The organism is Mycoplasma sp. CB776 (assembly GCF_054343395.1).
The window spans coordinates 1-17,492 of record NZ_JBTGVD010000013.1 but is presented as its reverse complement, the minus strand read 5'-3'; the positions used below and the strand labels follow the sequence as shown (position 1 = coordinate 17,492).

18 protein-coding genes are annotated in these 17,492 nt (G+C 24.8%); 17 read left to right on the top strand and 1 reads right to left on the bottom strand.

Annotation, left to right across the window (positions count from 1 at the left end; genetic code table 4):
• The 10 genes from ACXX86_RS02070 to ACXX86_RS02025 all read left to right on the top strand — a co-directional run bounded on the left by ACXX86_RS02070 (position 1) and on the right by ACXX86_RS02025 (position 6,859).
• Positions 1-447 (top strand): RpiB/LacA/LacB family sugar-phosphate isomerase, encoded by a 447-nt coding sequence (locus ACXX86_RS02070; RefSeq protein ID WP_436358897.1) that lies wholly within the window; start codon positions 1-3, stop codon positions 445-447.
• 109 nt (positions 448-556) lie between these two features.
• Positions 557-1,138 carry a 50S ribosomal protein L11 gene (gene rplK / locus ACXX86_RS02065; protein ID WP_436358898.1) on the top strand — a complete coding sequence of 194 codons (582 nt, stop codon included), beginning with the start codon at positions 557-559 and terminating at the stop codon, positions 1,136-1,138.
• Between the two features lies 1 nt (position 1,139).
• Positions 1,140-1,829, top strand: a complete 690-nt coding sequence (gene rplA / locus ACXX86_RS02060; RefSeq protein ID WP_458557342.1) for a 50S ribosomal protein L1 — start codon at positions 1,140-1,142, stop codon at positions 1,827-1,829.
• 75 nt (positions 1,830-1,904) lie between these two features.
• Complete coding sequence (ylqF, locus tag ACXX86_RS02055) at positions 1,905-2,729, top strand: ribosome biogenesis GTPase YlqF (protein WP_458557341.1); 825 nt, start codon at positions 1,905-1,907, stop codon at positions 2,727-2,729.
• Positions 2,730-2,738: 9 nt separating this feature from the next.
• Positions 2,739-3,281: a DJ-1/PfpI family protein gene (locus tag ACXX86_RS02050; protein WP_458557340.1), complete on the top strand. Its 543-nt coding sequence runs from the start codon at positions 2,739-2,741 to the stop codon at positions 3,279-3,281.
• Between the two features lie 237 nt (positions 3,282-3,518).
• Complete coding sequence (locus tag ACXX86_RS02045; RefSeq protein WP_436358902.1) at positions 3,519-3,866, top strand: MG284/MPN403 family protein; 348 nt, start codon at positions 3,519-3,521, stop codon at positions 3,864-3,866.
• The gene (locus tag ACXX86_RS02040) at positions 3,835-4,989 is read left to right on the top strand and encodes an MHO_1580 family protein (protein ID WP_458559267.1); all 1,155 of its coding nucleotides are present in this window, start codon (positions 3,835-3,837) and stop codon (positions 4,987-4,989) included. Before ACXX86_RS02045 ends, ACXX86_RS02040 begins: the two co-directional genes overlap by 32 nt.
• Positions 4,961-5,398: an MHO_1590 family protein gene (locus tag ACXX86_RS02035; protein ID WP_458561040.1), complete on the top strand. Its 438-nt coding sequence runs from the start codon at positions 4,961-4,963 to the stop codon at positions 5,396-5,398. Before ACXX86_RS02040 ends, ACXX86_RS02035 begins: the two co-directional genes overlap by 29 nt.
• A gap of 8 nt (positions 5,399-5,406) precedes the next feature.
• A complete protein-coding gene (locus ACXX86_RS02030; RefSeq protein WP_436358905.1) occupies positions 5,407-5,622 on the top strand; it encodes a phosphopantetheine-binding protein in 216 nt (71 codons plus the stop codon).
• Between the two features lie 13 nt (positions 5,623-5,635).
• Complete coding sequence (locus tag ACXX86_RS02025; RefSeq protein WP_458560610.1) at positions 5,636-6,859, top strand: Y-family DNA polymerase; 1,224 nt, start codon at positions 5,636-5,638, stop codon at positions 6,857-6,859.
• A gap of 1 nt (position 6,860) precedes the next feature.
• Here ACXX86_RS02025 and ACXX86_RS02020 read toward each other — a convergent pair whose 3' ends face one another.
• Positions 6,861-7,580, bottom strand: a complete 720-nt coding sequence (locus ACXX86_RS02020) for a PQ-loop domain-containing transporter (protein ID WP_458557336.1) — start codon at positions 7,578-7,580, stop codon at positions 6,861-6,863.
• Between the two features lie 128 nt (positions 7,581-7,708).
• On the opposite strand from ACXX86_RS02020, the gene pyrH reads away from it, so the two are divergent.
• The 7 genes from pyrH to ACXX86_RS01985 all read left to right on the top strand — a co-directional run bounded on the left by pyrH (position 7,709) and on the right by ACXX86_RS01985 (position 17,371).
• The gene (gene pyrH / locus ACXX86_RS02015; RefSeq protein ID WP_436358908.1) at positions 7,709-8,431 is read left to right on the top strand and encodes a UMP kinase; all 723 of its coding nucleotides are present in this window, start codon (positions 7,709-7,711) and stop codon (positions 8,429-8,431) included.
• A gap of 1 nt (position 8,432) precedes the next feature.
• Positions 8,433-8,984 (top strand): ribosome recycling factor, encoded by a 552-nt coding sequence (gene frr / locus ACXX86_RS02010; RefSeq protein WP_458559269.1) that lies wholly within the window; start codon positions 8,433-8,435, stop codon positions 8,982-8,984.
• 8 nt (positions 8,985-8,992) lie between these two features.
• Positions 8,993-9,922 (top strand): phosphatidate cytidylyltransferase, encoded by a 930-nt coding sequence (locus ACXX86_RS02005; protein WP_458560609.1) that lies wholly within the window; start codon positions 8,993-8,995, stop codon positions 9,920-9,922.
• A 7-nt stretch (positions 9,923-9,929) separates the two neighbouring features.
• Entirely contained in the window at positions 9,930-10,844 is a 915-nt protein-coding gene (locus tag ACXX86_RS02000; protein WP_436358911.1) for a Cof-type HAD-IIB family hydrolase, read from the top strand.
• 1 nt (position 10,845) lies between these two features.
• Positions 10,846-11,508, top strand: coding sequence for a ribonuclease HIII (locus ACXX86_RS01995; RefSeq protein ID WP_436358912.1), 663 nt, complete (start codon positions 10,846-10,848; stop codon positions 11,506-11,508).
• A gap of 128 nt (positions 11,509-11,636) precedes the next feature.
• Complete coding sequence (locus tag ACXX86_RS01990) at positions 11,637-12,986, top strand: APC family permease (RefSeq protein ID WP_436358569.1); 1,350 nt, start codon at positions 11,637-11,639, stop codon at positions 12,984-12,986.
• Positions 12,987-13,069: 83 nt separating this feature from the next.
• Complete coding sequence (locus ACXX86_RS01985; RefSeq protein ID WP_458561039.1) at positions 13,070-17,371, top strand: PolC-type DNA polymerase III; 4,302 nt, start codon at positions 13,070-13,072, stop codon at positions 17,369-17,371.
• Positions 17,372-17,492: the final 121 nt, after the last annotated feature.

Sequence of the window (17,492 nt, the reverse complement as noted above, 5' to 3'; positions counted from 1 at the left end):
ATGGAAAAAATTAGAGTAGCATTCGCAAGCGATCATGCTGGTTATGATTTAAAAGTAAAAGTTTTAGAATATGTAAAATCCAAAGGATATGAAGTGGAAGATTTAGGTCCTTTTAACGGAGTAGAATCAGTATCCTATGCTACATATGGTAAAAAACTTGGAAAATATTTACAAAGCAAAAAAGCAGATATTGGAATGGGTTTTTGTGGAACAGGACTAGGAATTTCATATGCTTTAAATAGATTCAAAGGAGTTAGAGCAGCAAGAATTACAAATGTTAATGATGCTTATTTAGCAAAATTACACAATAACGCAAATGCAATCGCTTTAAGTGGTAGATTTACAACTTTTGAAGAAGCAAAAAAAATGGTCGATGAGTATTTTGAAACGAAATACGAAGGTGGAAGACATCAAGCAAGAATTGATGAGTTAGATAAATTAGACTAAATTTTAATTTAAAAAAGCAAAATATGGTAAAATTTCAATTGCAATATTTATATTGCCTTAGTGGAAGAGAAATCGTTATTACCACCAAGAGAAAGAAAGGAAGCTCGCAATGGCAAAAGAAATAGTTCGTGTTGCTAAATTGCAATTTAATGCTGGACAAGCTAAACCTGGTCCTGCATTAGCTGGTTTAGGTATTGTTATGCCTGAATTTACAAAGCAATTTAACGATCAAACAAGAGATAGAGGGAGCGAACCAGTTCCTGTAGCTATCACAATATATAAAGATAAATCATTTGATTTTAAATTATTCACTTCACCTGCTTCATATAAAATTAAACAAGCAGCAAAAATTCAATCAGGTTCTTCAAATTCTAAAACTAAAATTGTTGCTACAATTACTTTAGAACAATTAAAAGAAATAGCACAATACAAATTAGTTGATTTAAACACAGACTCATTAGATAAAGCTATGCAAACAATCGCAGGAACAGCTAAAAATATGGGTGTTTTAGTTGAAGGTTGAGACGATGTTGTAGCTGCTAAAAAAGAAGCTGAAAAACAAGCTAAAGCAAATGCAAAAGCTGCTGCTTCAGCTGCTAAACTAGAAGAAGATGCAAAAGCTGCTGCAGAAAATAAAGGTTTTGTAGATGCAGAAGTTATAAAAGAAAAACAAGAAAGTGAAGAAAACTAATATGAGAAAAATTGGTAAAAAACTTCAATCTGCAAGAGAACTTGTAGAAAAAGATAAAGTTTATTCTTTAGAAGATGCAATGGAGTTAGTAAAGAAAACTTCATATGCAAAATTTGATGCATCAGTAGATTTAGCAATTAGATTAAATTTAGATACAAGAAAAGCAGATCAACAATTAAGAGGGGCTGTTGTATTACCTAACGGAACAGGAAAAAATATTAGAGTTTTAGTAGCAACAGATAATCCCGATATGCAAAAATCTTCAAAAGAAGCAGGAGCCGATTTAGTTTATACAACAGGTGAATTAGAAGAAGCTTTAAAAAATGATGTATTTGACTTTGATGTAATGGTAGTTGATCCAAAAATGATGCCTGTTTTAGGTAAATATGGTAAAAAACTTGGACCAAAAGGATTAATGCCTAACCCAAAAACTGGAACAGTTACTCCTACACCTTCAAAAGCTGTAGAAGAACTTAAAAAAGGTAAAGCAAACTATAGAGCAGATAAATCTGGTATTGTTCACTCATTAATTGGAAAAACTTCAATGAGTGCACAAGCATTAGCAGAAAATGCACAAACATTAATTTCATTAATTAAAAAATTAAAACCAAGTGTTGTTAAAGGTGCATATATTTTAAACTTAACAGTTTCTGCTTCAATGGGACCTTCAATTAAAATCAAGTTTGATTAATAATATACAGAAATTTCCTATAAATTAGGAAATTTTTCTTTCTTATTTTTTTAAAAATACATTATAATAATTGATATGATTCAATGATTCCCAGGCCATATGGCAAAAGCGATGAAACAAATACAAGAAAAACAAGTTTTAGCAGACTTGTTTTTAATTGTTTTAGATGGTAGAGCTCCAATAAGTAGTTACAATGAAGAATTTGATAAAATATCCCCTTCTAAGCCTAGGTTGTTTGTAATTACAAAAAGTGATATGTCAGATAGAAGTAAAATAAATAAAATTTTATCAAGATTTAATAGTGAAAATTCAAAAGTAATTTTTGTTAATTTAAAAGAAAATAGCAGCAAAAAAATAATTTTAAAAGCTATTAATGACCGATTGGAAGATAAGAGAAAAAAAGATTCTGCAAAAGGTTTACTAAAACCACGATTAAGAGTTTTTATTATGGGTGTTCCTAATAGTGGAAAATCTACATTAATTAATTTAATTTCAAATGCAAAAACTAAAGTTGGAGATATGCCAGGAGTAACAAAAGGACAACAGTGGATAAATGCAGGTGATATACAATTATTAGATACTCCTGGTATTTTATGACCTAAATTTCAAGATGAATTAATAGGGATAAAGTTAGCTATAATCGGTTCAATTAAACCTGAAATAATACCAAAAAAAGATTTTTTTAATTTCGGTTATAAACTTCTTTCTGAATATTATCCAAATAAAATTATTGACTTAGGTTTAACTCCTTCAACCGATGAAACAGAAATTTATAATAATTTATACAAGCTAGGAAAAATTAAACTTTTTCTAACTAAAAATAATCAACCAGACTTAGAAAAAACTATGCAATGATTTATAATATATTTACGAAAACTTACAAATGTTACATATGATTAGAAAGGAAAAATGAATAATAAATTACTTGTTTTAGTTCAAGATGATTTTCAAGATTTTGAATTAACTGCTGTAACTACAACTTTAGAAAGAGCGAAAACTTTTTCTGAAATAATTTTTTATAATAATAACGAATCAAGAGAATATATAGGACAACACAAAATTGTAAAAATACAAACTAAAAAAGAAATTGATTTAAGTGAATTTTCAGCTATTTTTATTCCAGGCGGTAAGGGAGCAACTTATTTAAGAAAAGATTTTAAAAATTTAAATATAGTCAATCATTTTTTAGAAAATAAAAAATGAATTTTTGCTATTTGTGATGCACCAAATGCTCTTTTTGAAACAAAAATTTTTGATGATAAAACTGAATATGTAGGTTTTCCAAATGAATCTAAAAAAGGGGAAAAATTCCAAGACAAAAACATAGTGCATTTTGATAAAATTATAACCGCTAAAAGTGCTTTTTATTCATTGGAATTTTCACTAAAAATAATTGAAATTATTCAAGGAATTGAAATTAAAAAACAAATTTTAAAACAACTAACAGGATAAAAAATAAACATAATTTTTATAGTTTTAAATTAAAACATTTTAATATGACAACTATCAATAAGAAATATAAAAATTTAATTTCAATATTTAGTTCAAAAAACCAAAAAGTGTCAAAAATATTAGGAAAATTGCCCTATTTTTCCTAATTTTTTCCTTTTTTTATGATTTTTTTAAAAATATTTAAAAATTATAATGGGTAGAATATTAAAAAATTACCCAAAAAAGGAGAAAAAAAACATGGCAAAATTACATAGAATCATTACTTTCGTAGAGAAAAGAAAATTTATGGAATTAATTATTTTAATGCATAATAAATTAAAACTAGAACAAAGTTTAGAAATAAATTTAGATCCAAATAATCAAAATAAAATTGTTGCTGAAAAACCAGTTTCTATTTTTGAAAAAATAATGGACTTAATTGAACCAGAATATTCTTATATTTTAAGAAAAGAATTTCTTGAAAATAACAAAAACTGATTTAAAAAACATTGATCAAAAAGTACATACTATAAAAATATCAACAAAGCAATCGACAGATTCTTATTTTACTTATATGGACAATATCCAGCATCTATCTGAGTATAAAGAAATAAATGAAATAGAATCAGTTTTTGAAGTTAAAAAAAGTAAAATCATTTCTAAAAATACACCAATGGGTGAAAGACATTTTATAGAAATCAAAAGAAACATTATTGATGATACATTTTCAATTAAATCTACATATTTTTCTAGAAATCAAAAGAAAGTAGAATTTAGTATCCAATTAAATAACCAACCTTTAGATTTTTCTGTAATTAAAGAGATAAATGAGGAATCTTATGAAAATTTTATAATTCCGTTTTTGGAATTTAAAAAAAATACTTTTTCAGATATTAAAACTTTAAGTTTAATTAGTTCAATAGAAAATAAGAAAGAAGATCCTTTAATTGTAACTCAATTAAAATTAGTTAAAAATCCACTTTTACAAAAAGATTTTTTTGTAGATGATAGTATTATATTTAAATCAGTTAAAGCCCTTAGAACTTCAAGTTTTGCAAACACAATAAATGATAAATATCAAAATTCTTATGATAAATTACTTTATAACAATTTAGTATTTTATCCTACAAAACTAAAATTAGGAGAATACAACGAAACATTATTTGATGTAGTTGCATATAACGATGCATATAATGAAGAACTTATAGAAAGAGATTTAAATTTAAAACCTAAGTTTGTTGAAAACTTACCAATCGAAAATCAAGAAAAACTAAATTTATATTTTGAAAAAAATGATAAAGTTGAGTTTATTAATGGTAAAAAAGTTATAGGAAAAATCAAAATTGTAGATAATACATATTATGATTTTGAGAAAAAAACCACTGTAAAGGGCATAAATAGTTATTCTAAGCGAGGTTTTATTATTCCCTATAATTTCTCAGGAGAAATCTTTCCACGCATTAAAATTGATATAAATAAAGATTTCGAAGACATCACTTTGAGTTATAAACAAAAAATTAAACATAAATTTTTAGATAAAAATGATGGAAAAGTAAAATTTTATATTTCTAGTTATAAAGAACCTAGAATTTCAGAAGTGGATCATTATCTAATAAAAAATAGTCAATTTAAATTTTTATTAGATACTACAATTACTCTTGATGGATTAAAAAAATTATACAAAAAAGATGAAGAAGAAATTGTCGAAAATAAAGGAAATTCTCTTTAAAAAGAAAAAAATAATTTTATACTCTTCTCTTTCTGTTGCTTCTGTTATTGCTATAACTATCCAAGTTATATATTTAGCTTTAAAAAGCGAAGATTCTTCAAAAAATAAAAAAATTACAAATAATAACGAATCATTTTTCTTAACTGAAAATGATATTTTCCCAGAAGTTGATGCAAGAGAATATTATGATTATATTGAAATTGAAAATGGAGAACCTGTAATAAATGATAAAATGATTTCTTTTTTTATAACAGATATTATAAAAAGACTTGGTGTGTCTTATGGTGATATAAAGTTCAATTACAAATACGAAAATAAAAAAAGTGTTTTAGTAGAGTTTATTTGGATTAATGAAGATCTAAAAGTTTATAAAAATTATCATTTAAATATAGAAAATAATGATATATAATTTATTTTATGAAAGATTTCGTTTTTGAAAAATTAAAAAAAATTACAAATAAAAAATTCACTGAAGAAAGTGATATTTTTGAAATTGGAGTTGATTCTCTTGACTTAGTTGAAATGATAACAGATATTGAAAGTGAATTATCAATATCTATTTCAGATGAAGAATTAATGAAAATATCAAAAATAAAAGACGTTATAGTTCTTTTAGAAGAAAAGAAACAATAAAATACATTATAAAATGTCAAATAAAAAAGTTATATTACATATTGATATAGATTCTTTCTTTGTGTCTGCAGAGAGAAAGAATAATAAACTTTTAGAAAAAAAAGAAATTGCTATAGCTTACAATAGAAAAAATTCTATTGTTGTTTCGTTGTCTTACGAAGCGAAAAATAAAGGTGCTAAAGTTCCTTGATTATTGTCAAAAGTAAAAGAAATAATTCCAAATATAGTTGTTGTGGAACCAAACTATAATTTATATTTAAAAGAATCTGAAAATTTTTTTGATTTTTTAAAAAGAAAATATACAAAAAAAATTGAAATCATTTCTATTGATGAGTGTTTTATGGATGCTACTGAATTAGTTAAAAAATTTAATAACAATTTAAATTTTATGATTTCTTCTATTCAAAATGATGTAAAAAAATTTTTAGATTTGCCTATTACAATTGGTGTTTCTTATAATAAATTTTTGGCAAAAATGGCAACCAATTTAGCTAAACCATTTGGTTTAAAAATATTAGAGCAAAAAGATATTAAAAAAGAAATTTTACCATTATCAATCGATAAATGTTATGGTATAGGAAAATCTTCCTATATCAAATTTCAAAATTTAAAAATTTATACTATTGAAGATTTTTATAAAAAAATAAAAAAAGATTTAGCAATAAATCAAAAGGTTCATAAAAGAGATTTCGATCTTTTAAATAATTTAGAAAACAACGGTGATGATTTTGTAAATTATAAGTATGAAGAACCTAAAGGAATTTCACAACAAATATCTTTTGATGCTGATAATTGGGTTACAGAAAGAAAAGTTTTATTAGAAAGTATAAAACATATTTCCAGAACAATTTGTTCTAATTTACAGAGAAAACAATTATTTTCAAAAAATTTATTTTTAGTGATTTATACAGATTTAGAAAAAAAATCCAAAAAATTGACTCTTTCTAATTTAACAAATAATGAAGAAGTTGTTTATAATCATTTAAGCAAAATGCTAGATCAAATATGAAATGAACAACCAGTTAAATTTATCACTTGTGGTTTTAATAATTTAGTTGCAAGTTTCTCACAAATAAGTATAATTGAAGAAGAAGGAGAAAATAAAAAAATTCAAAATTTAATAACAAAATTAAATAATAAATTTTATAAAAAAACCTTTATGTCATTATCTGAACATAAAGATAATAAAATTAAAAATAAAGAAACTACTTATAAAGGTTTTGGTGTAAAGAAATAGTTTATTTATGCTTTATTTTGGTTGATTTTTCTTTTAATAACAACACTATTTGTATTGTATAAATTATCATTGCAATTGCTTGAACAATTAAAATGTAAATTATATCTACTTTTGTTATTAATCCTGTTGAAAAACCAATGATGAATCAATAAATTTCTCAGCTAAAATTAATTAAAAACCCTAAAATTAAAGTAATAAGAGATAAATCTTTAACATTTCTTGTTTTGATAATCATAAATGTTTGTGGCGCAAAAGCAAAAGAGGTTCCTGATGCAGCAGCTATTCCAAAAATAGCATCAGCAATTGAGTTCAATTTTCACCCGTTGTGATATGCAATCGAAGCAAAGCAAATTACTCCTATATTATATATTGTTGATAAGAAAATAAAAGGTTTATAAAATTTTGATTCTCTATACTTTAAAAATAAATTAATAGTAATTGTTAAAAGAACTAAAGAAAGTAAATTGGCAACTACTAATTGAATTTTTTTAAATTCAAGTAAAGAAGCATAAATTGATCATAAAGTAACCCCAAAAAAGAAAATAAAGAAACTTAATAAATTAACTTTCCCGCTTTTTTCTTTAAAAGTCTTTATTAATTGCGGAACTGCAAAAGCAACCGTAAAAATAACTCCAAATCAACCGAAAATTTCTCCAAAAATTTCTGTCATTAAATTGTGCCTTTCTAGTTTTAATGTTTTTACCTTATGAAATTTTATCATTTATTGCATTATTTTTTTAAATAAATGAAAATTAAATCAGTTTCTTTTTTTAATATATTAAATAATTTATTAGTTTTTTATTAAAAAAGTATTAAAATTTAAATAAATAAATTATAAGTTGGTGAATAATGGAATATAAATATAAGAGAATTTTATTAAAACTTTCAGGAGAAAGTTTAGCAAATAAAGAAACTAGGTTAGCAATTGATAATAACATGGTAAAAAAAATTGCAAAACAATTAAAAGAAGTTATTAAAATGGGAATCGAAGTTGCTGTTGTTGTTGGTGGCGGAAACTTTTGAAGGGGAGCTTCAGCTGAAAAAAACGGAATTTCCAGAAATAGAGCTGATTATATAGGGATGCTTGCAACTGTGATGAATGGTTTAGCATTACAATCAGGTTTTGAACAGGAGGGTTTATCTGCAAGAGTATTGTCTTCTATAAACTTTGATAAAAGAGTTTCAGAATACTATATTAATGAAAAAACAGATAAATATTTATCACAAAAAGAAATAATAATTTTTGTTGGAGGAACAGGAAGACCATTTTTTACAACAGACACTGCAGCCACTTTATTTGCTTCAGAAATAAATGCTGATGTAATATTAGTTGGTAAAAATAATGTTGCAGGAGTTTATGATTCAGATCCAAAATTAAATCCTAATGCACAATGATTTGAAAAAATAACATATGATGAAATTTTAGAAAGAAATCTAAAAGTAATGGATTCTACATCCTTTTCTATGGCAAAAGATAATAATATTGAGCTTATAGTTTTTAACATAAATGAAGAAAATTCAATTTTAAGAGCTATAACTGGAGAAATAAAACATACAAAGGTAATTAATTAATATGGAATTAGATTTATATTTATTAGAATTTGAAGAAAAAACAGAAAAAGTTATTGATAATTTTGAAAGACAATTAACTAAAATCTCTACAGGACGGGCAAATCCGCAATTAGTAGCATACATAAAAGTTAATTATTACGATACATTAACTCCTATTGAACAATTAGCATCAATTTCAGTGCCACAACCACAACAATTGTTAATAAAACCATTTGACATTTCTTCTGTTAAAGAAGTTTATGCAACATTAGTAGCACATAATTTAAATATTCAAGTAACTAATGAAGGACATCAAATAAGATTAACTTTTCCGCCTTTAACTACAGAAAGAAGAAGAGAACTAGTTAAAAGTTTATCTAAAACAATTGAAGAAGCAAAAGTTGGAATAAGATTAATAAGACAAGAAATAAATAAAGATGTTAAAAAAGATGAAGAATTAAGCGAAGATGAGCAAAAAAGATATTTAGAAGTTATTCAACAAAATGTTGATAAAAAAATTGATTTAATTTCTAAAATAGCAGATGAAAAAGAAAAAGATTTAATGACTATCTAAAGAATATTATGAAAATAGAAAATAAATGAAATTGCCTTCTAAAAAATAAAATTTTAGTAAGAACAATTGTGGTATTATTGATTTTTTTAATTTTATTTCCAAGTTTTTTTTCAATTTATTTTTTGGGAATTGGTGGAAGAATTTTTGGTTTACTCTTTTTTATTGTTTTAAGTTCTTATGGTTCATACGAAATTCTCAAAAATTTTAAAATTAAAAAGTTGATATTCATTCCTTTAATTGTTTTATCCAATATGACTTACTTTTTATCTATAGATAATTTCTTATCAATAGTTAAAGATGGTATAAATCATTTTGAAGATTTAATTTCTTATCTAACATTAGATTTAGAAACTGGAATATTTTTAATTTCTTTATTTATTTTGCTTTTAATTATTAGTTTTATTGATAAAGAAACACAAAATGTTTTTAACTATATATTAATTTATTTAGTACTTTCTTCAATTTCTTTATTTGGAAAATATTTATTTATTTTTAATGTTTATAGTGTTTATGCTGTTCTTATAATTGGATTTATTGCAGGAATTTCCGATACTTTTGGTTTATTTGGGGGTTCTTTACTGGGCAACAAAATTTTTAAAAGAAAATTAGCACCAAAGATTTCGCCTAAAAAAACTTGAGAAGGAGCAATCATTTCTGTTTTATTTTCTGGAATTTTTACTTTTTGTTGTTTATATTTTAGTTCCATTTTTCCTTTTGCAAACAATGAAAAAATAATTTTTGCATTAGTTATGTCATTGATTTTACCAATTGCTTCGATTCTAGGAGATTTATTATTTTCATTAATAAAAAGACATTTATCTATAAAAGATTTTTCAAATTTATTGCCCAATCACGGCGGGATAATGGATAGATTTGATTCAACATTTTTAGTTCTTTTTTGTTTGGTTATAGGAATTTTAATAATTAATATTTTTTAGGAGAAAGATGAAAAATAAAAAACAAAGATATTTATTTGCTTTGGACTTAGATGGTACAGTTTTAGCAAATTCAGCAACTGGAGAAATGCATCCAGACACAATAGAAGCAATAAAATTAGCAAAAAGTCAAGGGCATGTAGTTTGTATAATAACTGGTCGTCCATGAAGAAGTACTAAACCAATTTATGAAAAATTAAATTTAGACACAGTTGTTGGTAATTACAATGGTGCTCATATTCATAATCCTGTTGATGACTTTTTTATTCCACAAATTCATTATCTAAATTTAAACGAAATGCTTTATATTTTAGGGGATAAAAGGGTAAAAAAAGAAATTTCTAACATTGCAATTGAAGGACCAGGTTGAGTTCAACTTAAAAAAAGAGATGAGGCTTTAGAGAGAGTTTTTGGATTTAGTGATTCTTTAAAATTTACTGTAGGAATTAATTTAAATAAATTACCTTTAAAACCAACAGGAATTGTTTTTGATGTAAAAGAAACCACTGATGTATATGAATTAAAAACCTATTTAGAAAGAAAATTCGGAGATTTAGGGGAATTTTCTTCTTGATCAAAAGGTGAAGGTTTAACACCTGTATTTGATATTACTTCAGTTGGAGTTAATAAAGCTAAAGTTGTTTCTTTATTAATGAGATATTACGATATAGATGTAGATAATACCATAAGTATTGGTGATGGTTATAATGACGTTTCGATGTTTCATGTTACAAATGTTGCAGTTGCTATGGGAAATAGCGAACAAAGAATTAAAAGAATTGCAACAGTAGTCTTGAAAAAAACAAATAAAGAAGGTGGTGTAGGACACTACATTAAAAAATTTTTAAAAGATCCAAGTAAAGAAAAAGAAAAAAGCAAAAAAATAAGAGAATCTAGAAATAACAAAGAAGCAGAAATAACTTAAAATGATTGATGGAAAAATCGGCTGTGATGAAACTGGAGTGGGTGATTATTTAAGTCCATTAGTCGCTGCTGCAGTTTTAATACCTAAAGAAAATTTGGAAAAAATTTCTTTATTAAATATTAAAGATTCCAAAAAAATAACAGATTCTAAAATTATTGAACTTACTCCTAAAATAAAGGAAAATTGCTATTTTTCAATCAGTTTTTTAAGTCAAAAACAATATAACTATTTATCTAAATTTCTGAATGCAAATGAATTAAAAATGTTGTTACATTTACAAAATATAAATAAACTAGAAAAAAAATATACAGCAAATGAAGTTATTATTGATCAATTTTCTACAACAAATTCCATTAATAAATATATTAATAAATTAGTGAATTCATCACTACAAGTTACAACAATTAAATCTAAATTGAAACTAGAAACAAAAGCAGAAGACAAATTTTTAGAAGTTGGCTGCGCTTCAATTATTGCAAGAGAATTTTTATTGCAAAAAATGGAAGACCAAAACCAAAAATGAAACTTTAAATTTTTATTAGGTGCTACTAAAGATGCAAAAAAATGTGCATTTGAATTTGTAACAAAATACGGATTTGAAAATTTAGATCAAGTAGCTAAAATTAACTTCAAAATTACAGAAGAAATTAAAGAAAATTTATAAGCTTTATAATGAAAAAGGGCAAAAAAACACAATTTTTTCATTTGAAAGCTCATTTTTTATAAAATTTTTGTTTTTTTTCTATAATTATGTAGTTGTTTATTTTAATAACAACGAAAGGGGAATAAATATTGAAGAATAAATTTTCAGAAAGGCAGTTTTTACTATTTGGACTAAACTATATAGTTGGTTTTGGTTTTATAGTAACAATTGCTGGTGTTATTAGTAAAGGACTTTGAGGAATGCTTATTTTTGTATTAACAGCCTTCATTTGTGGTGCTGTTATGCTTGCTTTTGCCAGAGGTGGAGAAAATTTTGGTTCTGAAGTTGGTGGAAGTTATGTATATGGAAAAAAAGCTTTTCCAAAACAAAGGTGATTTATCTTTTTTCAAGGATGGAATCAATTTGCTCAAGTTCCTTTATTTTCTGCTACGACTCCATTGTTCTTTTCTGGTTTATTAAGCGAACTCGATAAAGAACATCAAGAAATTTATCTTGCAGTTTCTATTGTGTTTTTCTTATTAACTACAATAGTAAGTGCTTTGGGTTTAAAAATATCAAAATGATTTATTTTTATATCAGCGATTATAAAATGAATAACAATAATAACAGGTTTATTTATAGTAATTTACCTTTCAGCAACACAGTTAGATTTTGCATCTAAATTATTAAGCAAAGATGAAATAACTATAGGGGTAATAGTTGGTTCGGTTTTAAGTTTTATTTATGCTTTTGGTGGTTTAGAAGGTTTAGCAGGTTTATCTGCTGATGTTGAAACAAAAAGATTTAAGAAAATTTTAGTTTTAATTTTTATAATAATTTTAAGTTTTTATTTAATCTTTTATTTAATTTTTTTAGGAGTTTCTTTTAACGATACTACAAATTCCTTTTCAAATTTATTCAAACTAGTTTTTGGAATTACAGGAGTTATATTATTTGCAATAGGGTTATTTTTTAACAGAACAACTTCTTCAATTAGTTCATTAGTTTATTATGCAAGAACAGTTGTACCTTTAGCAGAAGATGGATTTTTACCAAGTTCATTAGCAATAAAAGGAAAAAATAATAATTATAAAAATGCCATTATTTTTTGTACTATTTTTGCATCTATATCTATGATTATTTTTACTCTAATTCCTTATTTTTTAGGAATAGAAGACAAATTCCATGCAATTCTAAATGCTGGTAATATTGTGTTCTTAATGCAATATTTACTCACTATATTTAGTATTCTTGTAATTGGTTATAAGTATAAAGAATTTAAAATCCCAATTTGAGAACAAATATTATTATATTTTGGAATGTTAGTTATAATTTTCGTAATTTTAATTTCTTTTATACCACCAATGGTAGGTGAAGAATATACATTAAGTACAGCAATTTTATTACCAAGTTATGCAGGAACAATGTTAATTGGTTATGCAATTTGAGGTCTTTGACACTGAATTTCAAAGAGAAAACAAAATAAGAGTAAGTTGTAAAAAACTTACTCTTTTCATTTGAATTTTTAGCAAAAAAGATAGTATAATTATTTTTTATAATAAGCATAAATAAAAGGAGTTATATGAACGAAACATTTAAAAAATTTTGTCAAGAAATTGAATTTGAACCAACTGAAGAATTTTATGGTGTCGAAATTGAACAAGTTAGCAGAGAAGGTAATTATTATTTAGTCTATTTTAATTTTAGAGACATTGTTAAAATTTCATTATTTAGACAATTTTATTCTAAAGTTAGAAAAGCAAAACTTAATTTTGAAATTAAAATTAAATATTTTGATGATTCCAAAAAAGAATTTTTAGTGAAAGATTATTTTGAATATGCTTTTCTTTTAGTTAATAATTTATTTGATTTTTTTGAAAACAAAAATTATGAGTTTTCAAAAAGCAATATTTTAACAATTTTTGTTAGAAATGAATTAGACGCAAAAATTGAAAAATTAAATCAAATAGAAACATATATGCAAAACTGAGGTTTTGAAAACTTTAAAGTAGAATTTAAAATTGATGAAGAAAAAGAAAAAGAAGCACAAAAATTAAGAATTGAAGAAATGTTCAAAGAAGAAAAAATGAAACAAGATTTTCTCAAAAGTGTTAAACAAACTGAAAATAGCAATAATATAGGTTTCAAAAAGGATTTTACTTCTTTTATGAAAAATAAAAGTTATACTCCTTTATCTATAAAAGAAGCATTAGAAAGCGAAGAATTTAATGTTATAGTTACTGGTGAAATTTTTAAAAGAGATGTTCAAAAAACTAAAACCGGTTTATGAATAACAATTTTAACAATAACAGATTATGAAGAAGCTATTAAAGTTAAAATATTTTCAAAAACTGATCAAGAAAAAGAAGAACAGGAAAAATATGTAGTAGGTAAAACAATAACTGCATATGGTTCTAATACAAAAGATGAGTATTTAAAAACTAAAGTAATTAGTGCTAAAAAAATAGAATTTATAGAACTCAAAAAAGATGAAAGAATCGATAAAGAGAAAGAAACAAGAGTTGAATTTTATGCAAGAAGCAATATGAATGCTATGGACGGAATATCAACAGCAGAAGAATATGTGCTTGCAGCAAAAAAATTTAATCACAGTGCAATTGGTATTGCTGATGTTGATTCTGTTCAGTCTTTTCCTGAATTTTATCATTCAGCAAAAAAACACAAGATAAAAGCAATTTATGGTTCTACTTTTAACACTATCGAATATAAAAATAATGCTGTTATAAATGCAAAAAAAGATTCTTTATTAAAGAATGCTAAATACGTGGTTTTTGACTTAGAAACAACAGGTTTATCTCCTAGATATGACGAAATCATTGAATTTGGTGCAGTTGTCATAGAACACGGAAAAATAAAGGAAAATATTCAATTTTTTATAAAACCTAATAAACCTTTACCAAAGTATATTACAGAAATTACAAACATTACAGAAGCAGATTTAATTAATGCAATTTCACAAGAAGAAGGAATAAAAAAAATTAGAGAAATTTTAGATAATTCCATTGCAGTAGCTCATAATGCTAATTTTGATATAAATTTTGTTAATGAAAAAATAAGAGTTTTTAATTTACCAAAATTAGATATTGAAGCTATTGATACACTTATAGTGGCAAGAATTATCAATCCAGATGCTAAAAAATTTAGATTGGAAAATTTGGCAACAAGATTAAATATAAATTATGACTCAACTGTAGCCCATAGAGCTGATTATGATGCTAATGTTTTAGCTCAAGTTTGACTTTCTTTTTTAAGAGAACTAGAACAAAAAAACATTAATTCTAGCTATGATTTAGAATTTTTTGAACTAGAATCACTTCATGAAAAAAAATTCAGTTATGAAGTAGTTATTTATGCAAAAAATCAAAAAGGTTTAAAAGAATTATTTAAATTAATATCAGACGCATCAGTCCAAACATTTTACAATGGACCGAAACTTTTTATAGATAAATATCAAAAAAGTGAGAATTTATTATTAGCAAGCGGGACTTTAAACTCAAGATTAATTGATAAACTTTTCTTTTCTACAACAGAAATTTTTGAACAAGAATTACAAAGATATGATGTTGTTTTTGTACCACCACTAAGAGATTTTGTTCATTGAAATAATAGAAATATTTTAGCAACTAAAGATATAAAAGAAGGTTTAAGAGATTTAGTTTATACAGCTAAAAAATTTAATAAAAAGATTATAGCAGTTTCTGATTGTCGTTATATTGAAGAAAACCAAAAGATACTTCATAATATTTATATAAATGCTAAAGGACTTGGCGGAGCAAGACATTATTTATATAAATATAAAGAAGAAAACCCAATTTATCCTTTACAAAACTTTTTAACAACAGATGAAATGTTTAAAGAATTTGACTTTTTAGAAGATTTTAACATCATAAAGGAAATTGTGGTTTCCAACTCAAGAAATTTAGCAGAAGAATTCGAAGAAATTCAGGTTATTAAAGACAAATTATATGCACCTATTTTCGATAATTCAAAAGAAAATTTAGAAAAACTTGTTTGAAAAACAGCAAAAGAAAAATATGGTGAAAATTTACCCGCTATAGTAAAAAATAGGTTAGAAAAAGAACTAAATCCTATTTTAAATTATGGTTTTGATGCAATTTATTGAATTAGTCATAAACTAGTAAGAAAATCACTTGATGATGGATATTTAGTAGGATCTCGTGGTTCGGTTGGTTCTTCTCTTGTTGCAACAATGGCAGGAATTACTGAAGTTAATCCACTTGTTCCACATTACATTTGTTCTAAATGTAAAACATCTGAATTTTTTGAAGATGGTAAATATCTTTCAGGTTTTGACTTACCAGATAAAAATTGTTCTAAGTGTAATATTCCTTTTGAAAAAGAAGGACAAACAATTCCTTTTGAAACTTTTTTAGGATTTAAAGCTGATAAAGTTCCTGACATAGATTTAAATTTTTCAGGTGAATATCAAATTAATATTCATAATGAAGTAAGAAGATTATTTGGAGAAAACCACACTTTTAGAGCGGGAACTATTTCTACAAATGCTGAAAAAACTGTTTATGGTTATATTAAAAGTCAAATAGAAGAAAATTTAGCTAATTATTCATCCGCTTTTATGGAATTTTTATCATTAAAAGCTAAAGGAGTAAAAAGAACTACAGGACAACATCCAGGGGGGATAATTGTAATACCAAAAGAATTTGATGTAGAAGATTTTACTCCAATTAATTATCCAGCTAATAATGATTCATCAACTTGAAAAACAACTCACTTTGATTTTAGTTCCATTCATGATAATGTATTAAAATTAGATTTACTTGGTCATGATGATCCTACAGCAATTAGAATGCTAGAAAATTTAACTAAAGTAAAAGCAACAAGTATTCCAAAATCAGATCCCAAAATAATTTCCCTTTTTTCTTCCACAGAGACTTTAGGTATTTTACCAGAAGATATTTCTGGAGAAACTACAGGTGCAATGGGGATTCCGGAGTTTGGAACTAACTTCGTAAGAGGAATGTTAAAAGTAGCAAAAGCAGAAACTTTTGCGGACTTAGTTGCTATTTCTGGTTTATCTCATGGAACAGATGTTTGAAAAGGAAATGCTGAAGAGTTAATAGTAGAAAAAAAACTTACTTTTAAAGATATAGTATCTTGTCGTGATGATATAATGAGTTTTTTAATTTTAAAAGGAGTTGAACCATCAGCATCTTTTAAAATTATGGAAAATGTTAGAAAAGGAAAATCTTTAACTAAAGATGAAGAAGAGTTATTAAATAAACATAACATTCCAGATTGATATATAGAATCACTTAAAAAGATTAAGTATCTTTTCCCAAAAGCACATGCTACAGCTTATGTTTTAATGGCTTGAAGAATTGCTTATTATAAATTATATTATCCACTTGCTTATTATGCAACTTACTTTACAACAAGAGCTGATGTTAGTGATATCAAAACACTAACATCAGGAAAAACAGGGATAAAAGAAAAAATAAGAGAATTAAAAAGAAGAGAATTTTCAAAGAAAAAAGAAGAACAATTATCTGTAAAAGAAAAAGATTTAATTCCAATTTTATGTATTGCTGAAGAAATGCATGCAAGAGGATTTACTATTTCTAATGTAAATCTAGAAAAATCCAGTTCAACTGATTGAATTCTTGATTATGAAAACAACGCTTTAATTCCGCCATTTATTACAATTGATGGACTTGGTGAAGCAGTAGCTAAATCGATTGAAAAAGCAAGAGAAGAATCAGAATTTTCTTCTATTGAAGACTTAAAAAACAGAACACTTTTAAATAAAACCCTTCTTGAAAAAATCAAAGAAATGGGAATAGTAAAACACCTTAATGATACAGATCAAAATTCATTATTTTAACTAAAATAGAAAAAATATTAAATTATCAATAAAAAGAACAAAAATTCAACTTTTTTGTTTTTTTTACCTAAATTTTTACTAAATTTCTATACTTAGTTAATTTTATTGTTTAATTCATCTA